General features: G+C 73.5%; 10 protein-coding genes. 4 read left to right on the plus strand and 6 right to left on the minus strand.

Annotated features, from left to right (window positions below; translation table 11 throughout):
- Positions 1-26 precede the first annotated feature (26 nt).
- The 4 genes from B207_RS0106350 to B207_RS0106365 form a co-directional block, all read right to left on the minus strand.
- Positions 27-230, minus strand: coding sequence for a DUF5703 family protein (locus B207_RS0106350; RefSeq protein ID WP_018635686.1), 204 nt, complete (start codon positions 228-230; stop codon positions 27-29).
- Between the two features lie 259 nt (positions 231-489).
- Positions 490-1,932, minus strand: a complete 1,443-nt coding sequence (locus tag B207_RS0106355; RefSeq protein ID WP_018635687.1) for a mannosyltransferase family protein — start codon at positions 1,930-1,932, stop codon at positions 490-492.
- Positions 1,929-3,761 (minus strand): glycosyltransferase family 39 protein, encoded by a 1,833-nt coding sequence (locus tag B207_RS0106360; protein ID WP_018635688.1) that lies wholly within the window; start codon positions 3,759-3,761, stop codon positions 1,929-1,931. The genes B207_RS0106355 and B207_RS0106360 overlap by 4 nt, the downstream gene beginning before the upstream one ends.
- Positions 3,762-3,971: 210 nt before the next feature.
- Positions 3,972-5,453 (minus strand): NAD(P)/FAD-dependent oxidoreductase, encoded by a 1,482-nt coding sequence (locus tag B207_RS0106365; protein ID WP_018635689.1) that lies wholly within the window; start codon positions 5,451-5,453, stop codon positions 3,972-3,974.
- A gap of 283 nt (positions 5,454-5,736) precedes the next feature.
- On the opposite strand from B207_RS0106365, the gene B207_RS0106370 reads away from it, so the two are divergent.
- Positions 5,737-7,284: a hypothetical protein gene (locus B207_RS0106370; protein ID WP_018635690.1), complete on the plus strand. Its 1,548-nt coding sequence runs from the start codon at positions 5,737-5,739 to the stop codon at positions 7,282-7,284.
- Here B207_RS0106370 and B207_RS32835 read toward each other — a convergent pair.
- Both B207_RS32835 and B207_RS0106380 read right to left on the minus strand, forming a co-directional pair.
- Complete coding sequence (locus B207_RS32835; RefSeq protein ID WP_018635691.1) at positions 7,242-9,065, minus strand: glycosyltransferase family 39 protein; 1,824 nt, start codon at positions 9,063-9,065, stop codon at positions 7,242-7,244. The two genes, B207_RS0106370 and B207_RS32835, sit on opposite strands and share 43 nt — an antisense overlap.
- Positions 9,066-9,458: 393 nt before the next feature.
- Entirely contained in the window at positions 9,459-11,750 is a 2,292-nt protein-coding gene (locus tag B207_RS0106380; RefSeq protein WP_018635693.1) for an AAA family ATPase, read from the minus strand.
- 259 nt (positions 11,751-12,009) lie between these two features.
- Here B207_RS0106380 and B207_RS32845 point away from each other — a divergent pair, with 259 nt between their 5' ends.
- The 3 genes from B207_RS32845 to mshC all read left to right on the plus strand — a co-directional run bounded on the left by B207_RS32845 (position 12,010) and on the right by mshC (position 15,156).
- Positions 12,010-12,864 (plus strand): histidine phosphatase family protein, encoded by an 855-nt coding sequence (locus tag B207_RS32845; RefSeq protein ID WP_018635694.1) that lies wholly within the window; start codon positions 12,010-12,012, stop codon positions 12,862-12,864.
- Positions 12,861-13,649 carry an SCO1664 family protein gene (locus B207_RS0106390; protein ID WP_018635695.1) on the plus strand — a complete coding sequence of 263 codons (789 nt, stop codon included), beginning with the start codon at positions 12,861-12,863 and terminating at the stop codon, positions 13,647-13,649. Before B207_RS32845 ends, B207_RS0106390 begins: the two co-directional genes overlap by 4 nt.
- A 223-nt stretch (positions 13,650-13,872) precedes the next feature.
- The gene (gene mshC, locus B207_RS0106395) at positions 13,873-15,156 is read left to right on the plus strand and encodes a cysteine--1-D-myo-inosityl 2-amino-2-deoxy-alpha-D-glucopyranoside ligase (RefSeq protein ID WP_018635696.1); all 1,284 of its coding nucleotides are present in this window, start codon (positions 13,873-13,875) and stop codon (positions 15,154-15,156) included.
- Positions 15,157-15,158: the final 2 nt, after the last annotated feature.

Here is a 15,158-nt window from a genome sequence, read left to right on the forward strand (position 1 = left end):
GGGCGGCCGGAAGCGGCCGGGCGGACTCAGGTGGGCAGATACCCGGGAAGGCCGCCCGGTCGGCGCCGCCGGCGTAGCACTACTCGGCGGGTCCCATCGGGGTAGATCCGGGAGCGGTCGAGCTCCCAGTCGCCGAACTCGGCGTGCAGAGTGAGGATCGCGACCGCCGTCCGCCGGTCGGTACCCGGGGGCATGGTCAGATTCTGGTACTCGAGATTCCTGTCCGCCAAGACGCGTGCACCTCCCGCTGCGCCGGCCCGGTGCGCCGGCGGTCCTCCCGCGCGCGGACGTCCGCACCGGCGCCCGCGGATCGGTGCCGCGGCCCCGGTGGGCCTGTGAACGCCGGGTGTCCTGAGGGGAAACCTTGGCGTAGCGGCCGATCGTGCACAAGAGTGTGGCCGCATCGCGGCCACAAAACGTCGGGAAGACGCGGGTCAACCGCGCCGCGGGTCGGCAGGCCGCGCCGGGTGACCTGCCCGGGGGAACAGGTCAGGGGACGTAGGACAGCGTGAACGCCAGCGTGGCATAGACGGTCATCGCCGCCGCCGAAACCGTGATCACCAGATTCCACACCTCGCGGCGAGCTGTGGCCATGGCGGCCACCAGCAGGAACGGGAAGGCGCCATACAGGTAGCGCTCGGACGAATCGAGATTGCTGCCGGTCACCACGGCCGCGAACACCAGCCCGGACCACACGGCGTACGACACCGGCAGGGTACGGACCATCACCACCAGGGCCGCCACGGCGAGCAGCAGCCAGGGCACGTGCAGGGCCGTGCCGAGCTCGCCGGTCGTCGCTCCGCGGGCCGCGTCGACGATGGTCGCGAGCGGATTGCCCGTGCTGCCGTGCCGGGCCGCGTCCCGCTGCATGGTGAGCGGTGCCAGCCCGTCCCCGTGCGCCGAGGCGGACCACATCAGATACACACCGGCGCCGACAATCGGGGCGATGACCGCAGCGAACCGGCTGAGCATCTCCCGGCCGGTCGGCCCACCGGCCGCCACGGGACGGACCAGCGGCCCGGGCGCCCCCGCCGCCCCGAGCCGGCCGGCCAGTGGCAGACGCAGCCCCCGGGCCGCCTCGATCGCCACCGGGACGGCCAGCAACAGGCCCAGCGGCCGGCACAGGCCGCCGAGCAGCCCGGCGGCGGCCGCGATCTCCCAGCGGCGGGTGCGTGCCCCGAGGACCACGGCGGCGGCGAGCAGCCCGGCCAGCGCCTCCGCGTAACCCATCACCAGGACGAAGGCGGGCGGCGCCAGTGCTGAGATCCAGATCAGCCGCTGGATCGCGTCCTCGCCGAAACCCTCCGTACGCGCCACGCCGACCAGTGCCAGCGCGAACCCGAGTGCCAGCACGTTGACCAGCGCCACCAACACCGCGCCGCTGTGACCTCCCAGCCCCGGCAGGACCGTGAACACCCGGACCAGCAGGGGCAGCAGCGGGAAGAAACGGCGGCTCTCGTCCCCGGACGCCTCGTACCCGTGCTCGGCGATGGTGAGGTACCAGCCGGCATCCCAGCCGAGCAGGCCCGTCGTCTCCAGCCCGGCCGCGCTGTCCTCCCGGACGCTGTCGGCGAGGAAACGGGTCAGGCCCAGCGCGGCTCCGACCACCACGCGGGCGGCGATCCAGGCGACCAGGATCTCCCGGAAGTACCAGCGCCGAGCCCAGGCACCCGCCGCCGCAGCAGCTCCGCGTTCGAGGACGGGAGCAGGCGCCGGCCGGGAGGCCGGGGCTGCCGCGCGTTCCGGCGCCGCCGTGCCGTCCAGCGCATCCTGCCCCGGCGCCGGTGCGTCCGAGACCGCCGCCCCGGCGCCCCCGTGCGGCGTCGGCGTCGGTTGCGGCGGGGTGGGGCGGCGCCGGTCCGGGTACGCAGGCCGAGCGGTCTCGAACCAGGAACCTCCCCCGGCAGCGCCCGGTGGTCCGGGCTCGGTCATGACGCCCGGAAGCGCAGCAGGGCGTAGTTCTCGTAGACCCGCGTCGGCAGCCCCTGCTCCATCACCTCGTCGGCGTTCGGGCGCCGCTCCTGCAGGGTCGTCCGGACCTGGGTGCACAACTCCTCGTAGGTCCGGTAGGCACCCGAGCCGGCCATGAAGACCGTGTTCGTCCCCGCCTCGGCCAGGGCCCGCTCCGCGAACGCGACCCCGTTGGCGCTTTCGTTCCGTTCCTCGTAGTCGACCCAGTCCACCCGGTCCGGCCCGGCGTAGGTCGGCACCACGTACACCTTGAGCCAGGACGGAACGGTGCGTGCGAGCCCGGGTCCGAGCTGGTCCGGGCACACCAGCAGGATGTCCCCGGGGCTGGCCAGCCGGGTGAGGACAGCCGCGGCCTCGCCGGCCTGGGAACGCTCCCGCCGGACGTCGCTCGTGCCGGCGATGACACCGGTCAGCGCGGCTATGGCGATCACACCGTGGAACACTCGCCGGTTCGCCAGCATCGTGGCGCCGAGACCGACCACCAGCAGGAACGGGACGAAGGCCGTCGCGGTGTAGCGGTCGGCCCAGGCGTTGCCCACGGCCTTGCCGGCGGCGACGGCGACGATCAGCGTCCCGGTGGCGAGCAGGAAGAGGGTACGGCCCGGCTCGAGCCCCCTCAGGTCGAGCAGGAGGAACCGGCCGCCGAGCGGGCGCCCGGCGATGCCCGCGGCGACCAGTCCGGTGATCAGGAACAGCAGCAGCCGCCCGAGGGTGGTGGGCCCGCCGGCCCACTGGCCGTAGGCGTGGCTGACGGCCGCGAAGGACGCCGGCTCACCCCACGGGGTGCCGGTGTGCGCGAGCTGGGAGAAGAAGTTCGGCAGCCAGGGCGCGAACACCAGGCCGCCGGCAATGATGCCGACAATGCCCGCCAGCGGACCGCGCGGGGACCAGGGCGGCACCGTCCGCCCGGGGGCGTCCACCGTGTCGGCGAGGACCTCGGCCGGGTGCCGGCCGCCGGCCCACTGGTCGGCGGTCTCCGCCAGCCCCGCGGCCGGCGCGCCGCCCGGCGGCACCGGACTGGCAGCCGTCGCCGCGGTGCGCGGTACGCGGACCGAGCCCGGCCGGTGCCCGCCACGCGCGCGCCCGCCGGGGCGGGTGGAGCGCGCGTCGCGCACCGCCTGCGCCGCCGCGAGCCGCCGCCGCAGGAAGACCAGGCCGATCAGCCACGCGCCGACGGTGACCAGCAGGTAGAGGCACCAGTAGTGGGTGAGCGCGAGGCAGCCGGAGCAGAGGGCCAGCACGGCGATGTTCTTCGCGCGCGGCTCCCGCAGCACCCGCTCCAGGGCCAGGCCACCGAGCGTGGTGAGCAGCACGATGAGGCTGTACATCCGCGTTTCGGTGCCGAAGTACAGCGCGAACGGCGAGGTCAGGTAGAACACCACCGCGACCTTCGCCGCCCGCTGCCCTACCAGCCGGCGGCCGAGGTAGTACAACGGCACTGCCGAGCCGAGGTTGATCACCGCGGACATGGCCCGCACCGCACTCGTGCCGTCCCCGAGAACGGACGTCCACAGGTGCAGGAGGATGTAGTAGAGGGGTGGCGAGCCGTCCTCCAGCAGCCCGTCCCACATGGTCGGGCCGGTTCCGGAGAGGGGGAGGCGGGCGATCGCCACGCTCTGTGCCTCGTCCAGCCAGAGCGGCTGGCGGGCGATGAAACGCACCACCACCGCCGCGGTGATGATCAGTACGAGTGCGGCCCGGAAGATCCGCTCCTCGCGGCCGGGCCGCGTGCCGGCCCTGTCGACCGGCCCGGGCGTGTCTTCCGCCGGCCGCACCGCGACGTCGGTCACGGTCTGTCCCTTCGGTGCCAGGGGCCGCAGGGCGGGCCGGCCGTTCCGCGCAGGGCGGCCGGCCGGCCCGCGCTCGCGGGCACATTGCTGCAGGTGAACGTCGACGCGCCCAGGATGACGCGCCCAGTCGCGCACCGGCCACGCCGGGTGCGCGGAACACATCCGGATCCCACCTCACCGGAGGTGGGATCACAACCGCGCGTCCGCGGTCTAGGCGCGCTTCGTGGAGGAAACCTCGTGGTAATCCTCCTCGACGTTCACCTCCCAGACGTCGTGGGACTTGCCGTCGATGATGTTCTCGACCGTGAGCATCGCGGTCAGCATCGAGTGGTCCTGGTTGTTGTAGCGGTGCATGCCGTTACGGCCCACGGGGTGGACGTTCGGCGTGTTGTCCTCGAGCCACCCGCGGATGATGTCGACGTTCTTCTTGTAGTCCATGTCGTAGTACGGGTAGGCCTTGGGCATCCGCACGACGTAACCGGCCTCGACCTTGGCCGAGCCGACCAGGCCCAGCTTCGCCAGCTCCCGGGTGCCGAGGGCGATCAGGTCCTCGTCCGAGGAGTTCCACATCTCGTCGCCCTCGAAGACGAAGTACTCGAGCCCGAGGCAGGTCTTGCCGTCCTTCACCAGGAACGGCGACCAGGAGGCGAAGTTCTGGATGCGGCCGACCTTCACGTCCGGAGCGTGGATGTAGATCCAGTTGTCCGGGAATCCGGCGGACTCGGGCACGACCAGCGCCACGGTCAGGAAGTCGCGGTACTTGAGGGCGTTCGCGGCGGCGAGGACACGCGGCGGCACGGGCGGGTCCATCACGCGCACCAGCGAGGAGAACGACATCGACGAGATGAAGTGGTCGCCGGTGTACTGGTACTCGGTGCCGAGGTCGCTGCGGGACGACTCGGGCGCCCCGGCACCGGGCCCGTAGCCGCCCGTGACCACCGTGGTGACGCCGGTGGCACGCCCGTTCTCGTGGTGAATCTTGCGGACCTTCTCCTCGAAGACGATCCGCCCGCCCTGCTTGGTGATCTTGTCGGCGGCGGTCTCCCACATCATTCCCGGCCCGAACTTCGGGTACTGGAACTCCTCGATGAGGGAGGTGATCTCCTTCTGGTTCCGCTTCGGCAGCACCGCATTGAGGATGGCGTTGCTCATGGAGAGGCTCTTGATCCGCTGGGCGGCCCAGTCGGACGGCATCTCGCTGACCTGCACGCCCCACAGTTTCTCGGTGTAGGTCTTGAAGAAGGTGCGGTAGAGCCGCCAGCCGAAGCGGGCGACCAGCCAGCTCTCGTAGTCCGACTGGTCCTTGGGCGGGCGAACCCGGGCGGCCGCGTACGAGCCGATGCAGCGGGCCGCCTCGAGAACGCCGAGGTTACCCAGCGCGTTGCCGGCCTTCAGGGGGTAGTCGAAGAACTTCCCCTTGTAGTAAATGCGGCTGGATCGCGGCCGGAGCAGGAAGTCCTCATCCGGCAGGATCTCGTGCCACAGCTTTTCGACCTCGGGGACCTTGGTGAAGAAGCGGTGGCCGCCGATGTCGAACCGCCAGCCGTCCCGCTGGGCCGTACGGCTGATTCCACCGACTACCGAGTCACCCTCGATAATCGTCACGGGGATCTCCCGCTTCATCAGTTCCCAGCCGGCGGACAGACCGGCCGGCCCGGCTCCGATGACGACTACCTCTGGCTTTTCGGTCACTGTGCCGGACCTCTCCTCAACGACATCGTCCGTGGTCAGTAGGGGTAGGCCTGCGGCGTGTTTCACGCCCGCGGCTGACGGAACCCCTCCCGGTGCCGGAACCTTCGCATCCGGCCTCCGGGGCAGTCTCGCATGGTTGTTACCGTCGCCTCACCGGACCCCCCGGCGCCGGGCCACCGCAGCGGTTCCCGGGCGTTCGCGGCGAGCGGGAAGACCACGGATCCGGCGCCGGCCGGTAAGGTCGGTGACCCGCCGACGCGGGGCGCTCTGGGATCGTGCGGACATGTTCCGCGCTCTGCCCGACCCCCGCGAGCCGCCGGCGGCCGAGCCGACCCGCCGATCCGTCCGTTCCGGCACGCCTCGACGACCGCAGGTTGATCTGCTCCTGCTGGGCTGGTGCGGGACCGCGGTGGGGATCAGCGCGTCCGACGGGCGGTACAGCCCGCTGGCCCTTGCCGCGGTGCTGTTCGGAGCCGCCGCCGTCACCGCCGCCCTCGGCTGGCCCGCCGAGCGCAGGGATCGCCGGGCGGGCCCGTCCGTGGGGACGAGTGGACGCGTGGCGATCGTGTTGTGTGCTGTCGTGGTCGCCGTCGGCCCGGTTGTGCGGCACCCGCGGTACTACGCCACCGGCCCGGCGGCACTCGCCGCGGACATCCTCGCCGCCCTCGCCGGCGCCCTGGCGGCCGCGGCCCTCCTCGGCCCGTTCCTGTCACGCGCGCGCCCCGGGGGCACCGATCGTCTCGGTCGCTGGCTCGGCGGCTCCTGGTGGGCGGGGGACGGCGTGTTCCGGGGGGTGCTCGGGCTCGCCACCGCCGCCGGGGTGGCCACGGTCATCGCCGCGCCGCGACCACGCATCGACGTGTTCCATCTGCTGCAGGTGTCGACCTCCGGTCTCGCCCGGGGCGAGAACATGTACCGCCAGCAGTGGGGCCCGGACCGGGCCACCTACACCGCCGGTGGCCTGTTCGACGTCTACCCCTACCTGCCCGGCACCTCGCTGCTGCTCGCCCCGTTCCGGTGGGTCTTCGGGGACGTTCGCCATGGCCTGCTGCTGGCGCTGGTCCTGACCGCCGTCGCGGCGCGTGCCCTCGTCGCGGGCCGCCCGGCCGGCGAGGCCCGCGGCGGCGCCGCACCCGGCGGCGCCGAGCCCGCGGGTGACGGTGAGCCCGCAGGATGGCCGTCGCGGGTCCTGGTCGTCGCGCCCGTGCTCCCGCTGCTGGTCATCGTGTTCCCGGAATCGATGTATGCCCTTCAGCAGTCATGGACGGAACCGCTCCTCGTGCTGCTGCTGGCGGGGACCGTCTGGGCGGTCACGACCGGGCACACCCGGCTGGCCGTGGTGGCCTTCGCCCTCGCGCTGGCCAGCAAGCAGCACGTGGCCCTCGTGCTCCCGCTGGCCGCCTGCTGGCCGGCGTTCGGGCCGCGCCGGGCGCTCTGGGCGGCCGGCCTCGGTCTGGCGACCGTCCTGCCCTGGCTGGTCGCCTCCCCGCGGGATTTCTTCGACGACGCCGTGCGCACGAATCTCGACTACCAGGTGCTGGACCACTCGCTCTCCGTCCCCGGCTGGGCCCACCACTTCGGGATCACCCTCGGATTCGGGGTGACCGCGGTCGTGCTCGCCCTCAGCTACCTGCTGGCCTGGCGGGCCCGCGGCGGAGCCGCCGGCTTCTGCGCGGGCTCCGCCCTGGTGCTGCTGGCCCTGGACCTGATGAACAAACAGACCTTCTTCAACCACTACACACTGCCGATGGCGCTGCTGGTGCTCGCGGTGTGCGCTGCGGCGGGTGATCAGCGCAGCGTCGAGAACCGTTCGAGGGACGCACCCTCGTAGAGGTTGCGCTTCTCCACCTGGAGCGCGCGGTCGCGCAGGGCCGCGAGCTGGTCGGAGAGCACGGCGCAGGCGCCCTCGAGAAAGCGGTACCCGTCCGCGCGGACGAGCAGGACGGCATGGTCCGGCCCGGCGAGCTCGTTGACCTCGGCGGCGAAGGCGGTGCCGTTCGCACGTTTCATCCGGTCGGCGTAGTCGACCCAGTCGACGAGTGCCGGGCCGGTCTCGTCCGCGTAGACGATCTCCCGCACGTCGATGTCCCCCCGGCGCACGATCGCCCGGTGCACCGCCGGGCCCAGCTGGTCCGGGCAGTAGGCGACGACGTCGCCCGGGCGGGCGATCCGCGCTATCCGGTCGGCGATCTCGCCGGCCTGCGTCCGTTCGGTGCGGGCGAGCTGGTACCCGCCCAGCAGACCGCTGACCGAGGCGGCCACGAGCACCGCCGCGAACGCCCGGTGCACGGGCACCTGCGCGATCCCCAGTGATGCCAGCAGCAGGCAGGCAGGCAGCGCGATGCCGGTGTACCGCTCGGCGTAGGCGCTGCCGCCGAACATGTTGACGAAGTAGGCCAGCAGCAGTGGCACCAGCCAGATAGCGGCCAGGTACCGCCCGGGGGACCGGCCGGAGATCTTGACGTGCAGCTCGCGGCCCAGCGGCCTGGCGGTGAGCCCGATCAGGGCGCCCCCGAGGAGGATGATGCCCAGCAGGGCCCCGGTCGACTGCGGCCCGGCCCAGTCGAAGACGGTGTCGAGCAGCACCTGTGCCTGCACCCGGGGCGCCCAGGGCGTGCCGGTGTGCAGCATCTGGAACAGGAACACCGGCATCCAGGGCGCGAACAGCACCGCGGAGGCCGCCATCGCCCCGAACGCCCGCAGTGCCGGGCGCTGGTAGGTCCGCCGTCGCCGTGCCTGCACGAGCAGGAACGCGGCGACGGTGAACACCAGCAGGAACGTCCAGTAGTGCGTGTAGACCAGCGCGGCCGTCGCGAGGGTCAGCAGGGCGAGGCGGGGCAGGCTCGAGCGGTCAAGCGCCCGCACGATCGCGAACCCGAACACCAGGACCAGCAGGACGACGAGCGAGTACATCCGCGTCTCGCTGCCGTACCGGATCGCGTACGGCGAGCAGGCGAACAGCAACAGGGCCGCGAGACCGACCCGGTGCTCGGTGGTCGGCCCGCCGTTGCCGAGCGAGGCCGCGGCGCGGCCCACGAAACGGCCGGCGAGCCAGGCCAGCGGGAGTGTGGCCAGGGAGAGCGCGCCCGACAGCGATCGTACGGCGATGTCCCCGTCGCCGAACAGGGTGATCCACCCGTGCAGGAGCAGGTAGTACAGGGGCGGTGACCCGTCGTGACGCAGCGCCTGCAGTAGATCCGGCACGGAACGTGAGGCGATGCCGACCGTCAGTGACTCGTCCAGCCACAGATGGCTCGGTGTGGCGAACCGCAGCACGGCGCCCACCGCGACCGCCAGCAGCGTCCCTGCCAGGAACAGCTGCGGCGCCGTGGTGACGACCCAACGCCGCACGCGCGTTCCGCCGGCCGCCAGGCGATGCCTCAACGGGGCCGCCTGCGGGCGCTCCGCCTCCCCGGACGGCTCCGTCGGAGTCGGTTGCTCCGGCGTGGCCGGTCCCACTGCCTCGGGACCGTCCTCGGGGCCGTCCGCGGGAGCGGGGGTGGGGGTGGGGGCCTGGTGGACCGGCACGATCTGCTCAGCCGGGCCCGCCCGCTCGATCGGGACCTGTTCGGTGACCAGCGGCCCGCGGGCCCGAGGCGCCGGCGCGGGCATGGAGACCCGCTCGACCAGCGACGTCGGGTCACCGGACGGATCCGGCGACGAGTCCTGGTGGGGCTCCCTCGGTGCGTCCGACAGATCCGGCGAATCCGGCGAATCCGGCGAATCCGGTGAATCCGGTGAATCCGGTGAATCTGTCAGATCCGGCACGTCCGGCGGCGTGCGCGGCATCGGTGCCCGTGCCCCCGCGGGTTCGGCGCCGCCGGGCTGGGTCGCCCGTGGCTCCCGGGGGGGAGTGCCCGGGTCCTCCGGTGCCGAGGACGGTTCCCCGACCTGACCGGCTGGCAGGTCGTCTGCGCTCACCACCCGAACGCTACCCATGCGCACGACACGCGATCTTGCCGCGGGGCACTGCACGGAGCGTCAGTCGTCTCATCATTGTCCTGTTCACGTGCTGGCGGGAGCCGGGGCGGCCGCCGCGATGATCCTGTCGGTCGGCTCACCGCCGTGGCTCCCGGCCGCACCGATCTCGTCCTCGTCGTCCATGTCCTCGGCCAGACCGAACGGGTCCGCGGAGCCGCCGGCGAGCAGCGCCGGCAGCAGGGTCATCCGGCGCCGCCCGCCCGCGTCGCGGACGGCCGCGCGCAGCGCCGGGCCGTTCACCGACACGACGGAGAGGTGACTGCGTGCCCGGGTGATCGCCGTGTAGATCAGCGGCCGGTTCAGCATCCGCCCGGCCTCCGGCGGGAAGACCCCGACCACGGCGGCCCACTCGCTGCCCTGGGCGCGGTGGACCGTCACGGCCCAGCCGTGTCGGAGATCGACGACACCGTGGGACGGGATGTCCAGCTCGCCGCCGGGGAAGGCCACCCGCAGCCCGCCACGCTCGCCGAGCGCCACGACGACGCCGATCTCGCCGTTGGCGAACCCCAGGTCGAGATGGTTCGCCGTGGCCACGACCCGGTCGCCGACGTCGAAGCCGGAGACCTCGCCGGGACCGGGGTTGAGCGTCCGCTTCAGCGCGGTGTTCAGCGCGGTCGTCCCCGCCGGCCCGCCGTGTACCGGTGTGACGACCTGGACCTCGGCCGACGGGATGCCCAGCGCACGCGGGATCGAGTCGCTGACGAGCTGGACCACCCGGTGGGCCGCCTCGCCCGACGAACGTGCGGGCACGACGACCACCTCGCGGCCCGGGCCCGGCGGCGGGGGCGGCAGCTCCCCGTGGCGGACCGCCGCGGCCATCGTCGCGATCGCGCCGCCGTCCGCCTGCCGGTAGAGCCGGGTCAGCTCCGTCACCGGGACGGTCTCGGACTCCAGCAGATCGGCGAGCAGCTGGCCGGGGCCGATGCTGGGTAGCTGGGCGGGATCGCCGACCAGCAGCAGATGGGTGCCGTCGGCGCACGCGTCCAGCAGGGCGGCGCCGAGCTCGGCGTCGAGCATGGACGTCTCGTCGACGACGACGAGGTCGGCGTCGAGCGGGTTGTGCTCGTCCCGGCTGAAACCGCCGCCGCGGCCCTGAGCACCCAGCAGACGGTGCAGAGTGCTCGCCGGCGCACCGCACAGCTCCTCGAGCCGCTTGGCGGCCCGTCCGGTCGGGGCGGCGAGTGCCACCTCCACCCCGGCAGCCTCGGCGAGCCGGACGACCGCGGCGACCGTCCGGCTCTTGCCCGTGCCCGGACCGCCGGTCAGCACGCTGACGCCGACCTCCAGCGCCGTGCGCGCGGCCAGGAGCTGGACCTCGTCCAGGCCGGCGACGGCCCGGTCCGCCTCGGCGCCGGGATCGGGGACCTCCCCGCCCGCCGCGTCGCCGCCGGCCGCCGAGGGGCCGCGACCGTCGAGGGCGACCGGTTCGTCATCCCCCGGCCGGGCGCCGTCCTCGGGCTCGGCGTCGGTGTCATCGGTGTCGTCGTCGAACATCGACATGGTCGCCGGCGGAGGCAGCGGCGCGGACACCGGCCCGGCTCCGCCACCGCCGCCACCGTCGCGGCGGGCCCGCCGCGACGGCCCGTCCGCACCGGGCCGCAGCGGTTCCGCGGTCGCGAGGAGGCGTTCCACGCCGTCGGCGACCGCCTGCTCGGCCATCGCGTACCGCTCCAGGGCGACGCGGTCGTCGACCTGCACCGCGCGGCCGGTGTCGAGCGCGGCGGTCAGCGCCTCCGCCGGATCGGCGACTCCTTCGCGGGCTGTGGCGCGGGTCACGTCCTCCAGTGGCGCGGCGGTGTCGCCCGCGCGGCTGGCCGCGCGGCCGAGCAGGTGGGTGACGACCGCTGGACCGCGCCGCGGGTCACCGCGGTCGAGCCCGAAGTGGCGGGCGAGGCGGTCGGCGTCGCCGAGCTCGGCCGTGCCGCCGTCGAGCAGGGACCATGGGTCGGCACGCAGCGCCTCGGCGGCCTGCGGACCGAGGGCGTCGGTGAGCCCGCGGGCCAGCCGCGCCGGCATCCGGGCCGCGACGAGGAGCTCCACCGCCGCATAGGCCGGCTCCGCCGCGCGGAAGCTGTCGAGCAGGCGGCGAGCCCGCGGCCCGGACACTCCGGGCACGGCGGACAGCCGGGCCAGGTCCACCTCCTCACGGCGTTCGATACCCGCCTCGCCGAGCCGGCCGGCGGTCGTCCGCCCCAGCCCGGGCCACAGGCCCGCGTCGCAGAACGCCGCGAAGACTGCCGCGCCATCGGGTGCCGCGCCCCGGTCCCCGGGCGCGGAGGCGGGTGCAAGCGGGATGTCGACGGCATCTTCGGGCATGGCCGAAGCGTAACGACGCCTCCGACAGTCCCGGGTGCGCCCGCTCGGTAGCGTGGTGCGGTGGGTGGTCCCCGGGTGGTCTGATCACGCGCCGTCACCTCGGTGCGTGGACGCCCTCACGGGCAGGTCCTGCCTGGTCGGCATGCAGGTCCGACCTTCGTCGGCCGGGCGGGACGGCCGGCGAGGACGGCCCGTGTGTCCGACTGTGTCGCCTGGTGGGCGCCCCCGTCTGCTGTGCATGGGTGAAGGGAAGTCTGGGTTGACCACAGTCCTGCTGGTGCGGCACGGTCTCACCGAGGTCACCGGCAAGATCCTGCTCGGCTGGACCCCGGGGGTCGGCCTCGACGACCGGGGCCGCGCGCAGGCCTCGGCGCTGGCCGAACGCCTCGCCGGGATCCCGCTGGCCGCGATCGTGTCCAGTCCGCTCGACCGCTGTCACCAGACCGCCCAGGCGATCGCGGGCCGCCGGCCGGCGGGCCCCGCCGCCCCGGGCGGCACCCAGGCCGTCGTCACCGACGACCGGGTGGGAGAGTGCCACTACGGCGACTGGACCGGCAAGGAGCTCGTCGCCCTGGCCGGGGAACCGCTGTGGAAGGTCGTACAGAGCCAGCCGAGCGCGGTGACCTTTCCGGGCGGGGAGGCACTGCGTGACACCCAGGCCCGCGGGGTGACCGCGGTGCGCGAGTGGAACGAGCGGCTCGGCCCCGACGCGACCTGGCTGCTGTGCTCGCACGGCGATGTGATCCGGACCGTGGTCGCCGACGCGCTGGGCATGCACCTCGACATGTACCACCGGATCACGGTCGATCCCTGCTCGCTGACCGTGGTGCGGTACGGCGACCACCGTCCGTTCGTCCGGCGGATCAACGACATCGGCGGGTCCGTAGCCGACCTGCTGCCGGCTCCGCCACCGCCCGGCGGCACGGACGACGGCGGTGACGGCGGCACGGGCGGGGACAGCGGTGCCGGCGGGAACGGTGGGGCCGGTGCCGGCCGGGCCCCGAGCGAGGACGAGATCGTCGGCGGCGGCGCCGGTGTCGTGCCGGTGACGGGGGCCGCATCGGGCGGCCCCGTTCCACCCGTGCCGTCCTCGACGTCCAGACTGGAGGCGTGAGCCTGTCCTCGGCCGGTCCCGACCCGGGAAGCAACGGTCCAGCCGGTCCGCTCGACCCGCTCGACGGGGGCGGGCTCGGCGCGGTCGAGGCGCTGGAGCTGCTCCGCTGCGGCGAGTTGGACATCTCCGGGCGGCTGGTGGACGCGAGCAACGCGACCCTGCTGTGCGAGATCCACGCGGGCGGGTCCGAGGCGCGCTGCGTCTACAAGCCGGTGCGCGGGGAACGGGCGCTGTGGGACTTCCCGGACGGTACGCTCGCCGGCCGCGAGCTCGCCGCCTACGAGGTCTCCGAGGCGATGGAGCTGGGGATCGTGCCGCCCACCGTCCTGCGGCCGGGCCCGTTCGGCGAGGGCATGGTCCAGCTCTGGATCGATGTCGACACGACCGTGGACCTCGTCGGACTCACCCGGTCGGACGATCCGCGGCTGCGGCGCATCGCCCTGTTCGACGCGGTGATCAACAACGCCGACCGCAAGGGCGGCCACCTGCTGCCCGCGCCGTCCGGGCGGGTCTACGGCATCGACCATGGTGTGACGTTCCACACCGATGACAAGCTGCGCACACTGCTGTGGACGTGGCGGGGCGAGCGGCTCACCAACGCGGAGACCGCGCTGCTCCGTGGTCTGAGCGGATCCCTCGAAGCAGGCCTCGGTGAGCGGCTGGCGCCACTGCTCACCACCGCGGAGATCTCCGCCGTCCAGGCCCGCGTGGAGCGTCTGCTGAGGCGCCGCCGCTTCCCGATGCCCTCAGCCGACTGGCCCGCCATCCCCTGGCCGCCGTTCTGAGGCCCTGACCAGCCCGGCCGCAGCTTCCGTGACCCGCCTGGACGTCTCCGGGCCGCCTCAGGCCGTGGCGGCGGCCCGGCCGGGCCCGCCCCGGCTCCGCTTCCCACGGACGTTCCCGGCGGTCCGAACCCGTCCGGCTCCGCCGGCTCGCCCCGACTGCGCGGGCTGTCCAGGCTGCGCAGCTCGTCCCGCGGCTGCCAGCACCCCGGTTACCCTGACACGCATGGACGCGTGGCCCTCTCCCCAGCTGCCCCGGCTTCCCGGACAGGGTCGCGACCTTCGCGTTCTCGACACCGCCCACGGCGAGGTGCGGCCGTTGACGCTCGGGTCGACGGTCCGGCTCTACGTCTGCGGGATCACCCCCTACGACGCCACGCACCTGGGGCACGCCTTCACCTACCTGACCTTCGACCTGCTGCAGCGCACGGTCCGTGACGCTGGGCACACCGTGCAATATGTGCAGAACGTCACAGACGTCGACGACCCGCTACTCGAACGCGCCGAGCGCGACGGGGTCGACTGGCAGGACCTCGCCCGCCGCGAGATCGAGCTGTACCGCGCCGACATGACCGCACTGCGCATCCTCCCGCCGGACCACTACATCGGCGTCGTCGAGGCCGTGCCGCTCATCGTCGACATGGTCGCCCAGCTGGTCGAGCGCGGCGCCGCCTATCCGGTGCAGGGCGACCTGTACTTCTCCGTCGCCGCCGCGAAGGACTTCGGCCAGGTCGCCGGTCTGGACGCCGCCCAGATGCTGACCGCCTGCGCCGAGCGCGGCGGTGACCCCGACCGGCCTGGCAAGAAGGACCCGCTGGACCCGCTGCTGTGGCGCGCGGAACGGCCCGGTGAGCCGTCCTGGCCGTCGCCGTTCGGGCCGGGCCGGCCGGGCTGGCACGTCGAGTGCTCCGCCATCGCCCGGCACTACCTGGGCGCGACCATCGACGTCCAGGGCGGCGGCAGCGATCTCGCGTTTCCGCACCACGAGTGCAGCGCCGCGCACGCCGAGGTCGCGAACGGCGCCTGGCCGTTCGCGCGCGCCTACGTGCACGCCGCCATGGTCGGGCTTGACGGGCACAAGATGTCGAAGTCCAGGGGCAATCTGGAGTTCGTCTCGCGGCTGCTGGCGAACGGGGTGGCGCCGGCCGCGATCCGGCTGGCCCTGCTGCGCCACCATCACACCGAGGAATGGGAGTGGACACCGGGCGCCCTGCCCGCGGCTGCGCAGGCCCTGGAGCGATGGCGGGCGGCCGCGGCGCTGCCGCCCGCGTCCGCCCCGGACACGCGGTCCGTGCTCGCCGACGTCCGGGCCCGGCTCGCGGACGGGCTCGACGCTCCGGGCGCTGCCGCCGCCGTCGACGCCTGGGCTGCTGCCGCGCTCGCGGCGGACGGCACGGCGGGCGGCGGGAGGGCTGGCGGTACGGCTGTGCCGGAACAGGTGACCGTCCGCGATATCGTCGATGCGTTGCTCGGTATTGATCTTGGTTCTGTTCTACCGAGAGGAACCTAGCC

This window comes from Parafrankia elaeagni, assembly GCF_000374165.1.
Classification (GTDB): Bacteria; Actinomycetota; Actinomycetes; order Frankiales; family Frankiaceae; genus Parafrankia; species Parafrankia elaeagni.

Excerpts from the sequence above, each read along its gene's own strand:
- mshC (WP_018635696.1), top strand. The coding sequence starts at position 13,873 with ATGGACGCGTGGCCCTCTCCCCAGCTGCCCCGGCTTCCCGGACAGGGT.
- B207_RS0106380 (WP_018635693.1), bottom strand. The coding sequence starts at position 11,750 with ATGCCCGAAGATGCCGTCGACATCCCGCTTGCACCCGCCTCCGCGCCC.
- B207_RS0106370 (WP_018635690.1), top strand. The coding sequence starts at position 5,737 with ATGTTCCGCGCTCTGCCCGACCCCCGCGAGCCGCCGGCGGCCGAGCCG.
- B207_RS0106355 (WP_018635687.1), bottom strand. The coding sequence starts at position 1,932 with ATGACCGAGCCCGGACCACCGGGCGCTGCCGGGGGAGGTTCCTGGTTC.
- B207_RS32835 (WP_018635691.1), bottom strand. The coding sequence starts at position 9,065 with ATGCCCGCGCCGGCGCCTCGGGCCCGCGGGCCGCTGGTCACCGAACAG.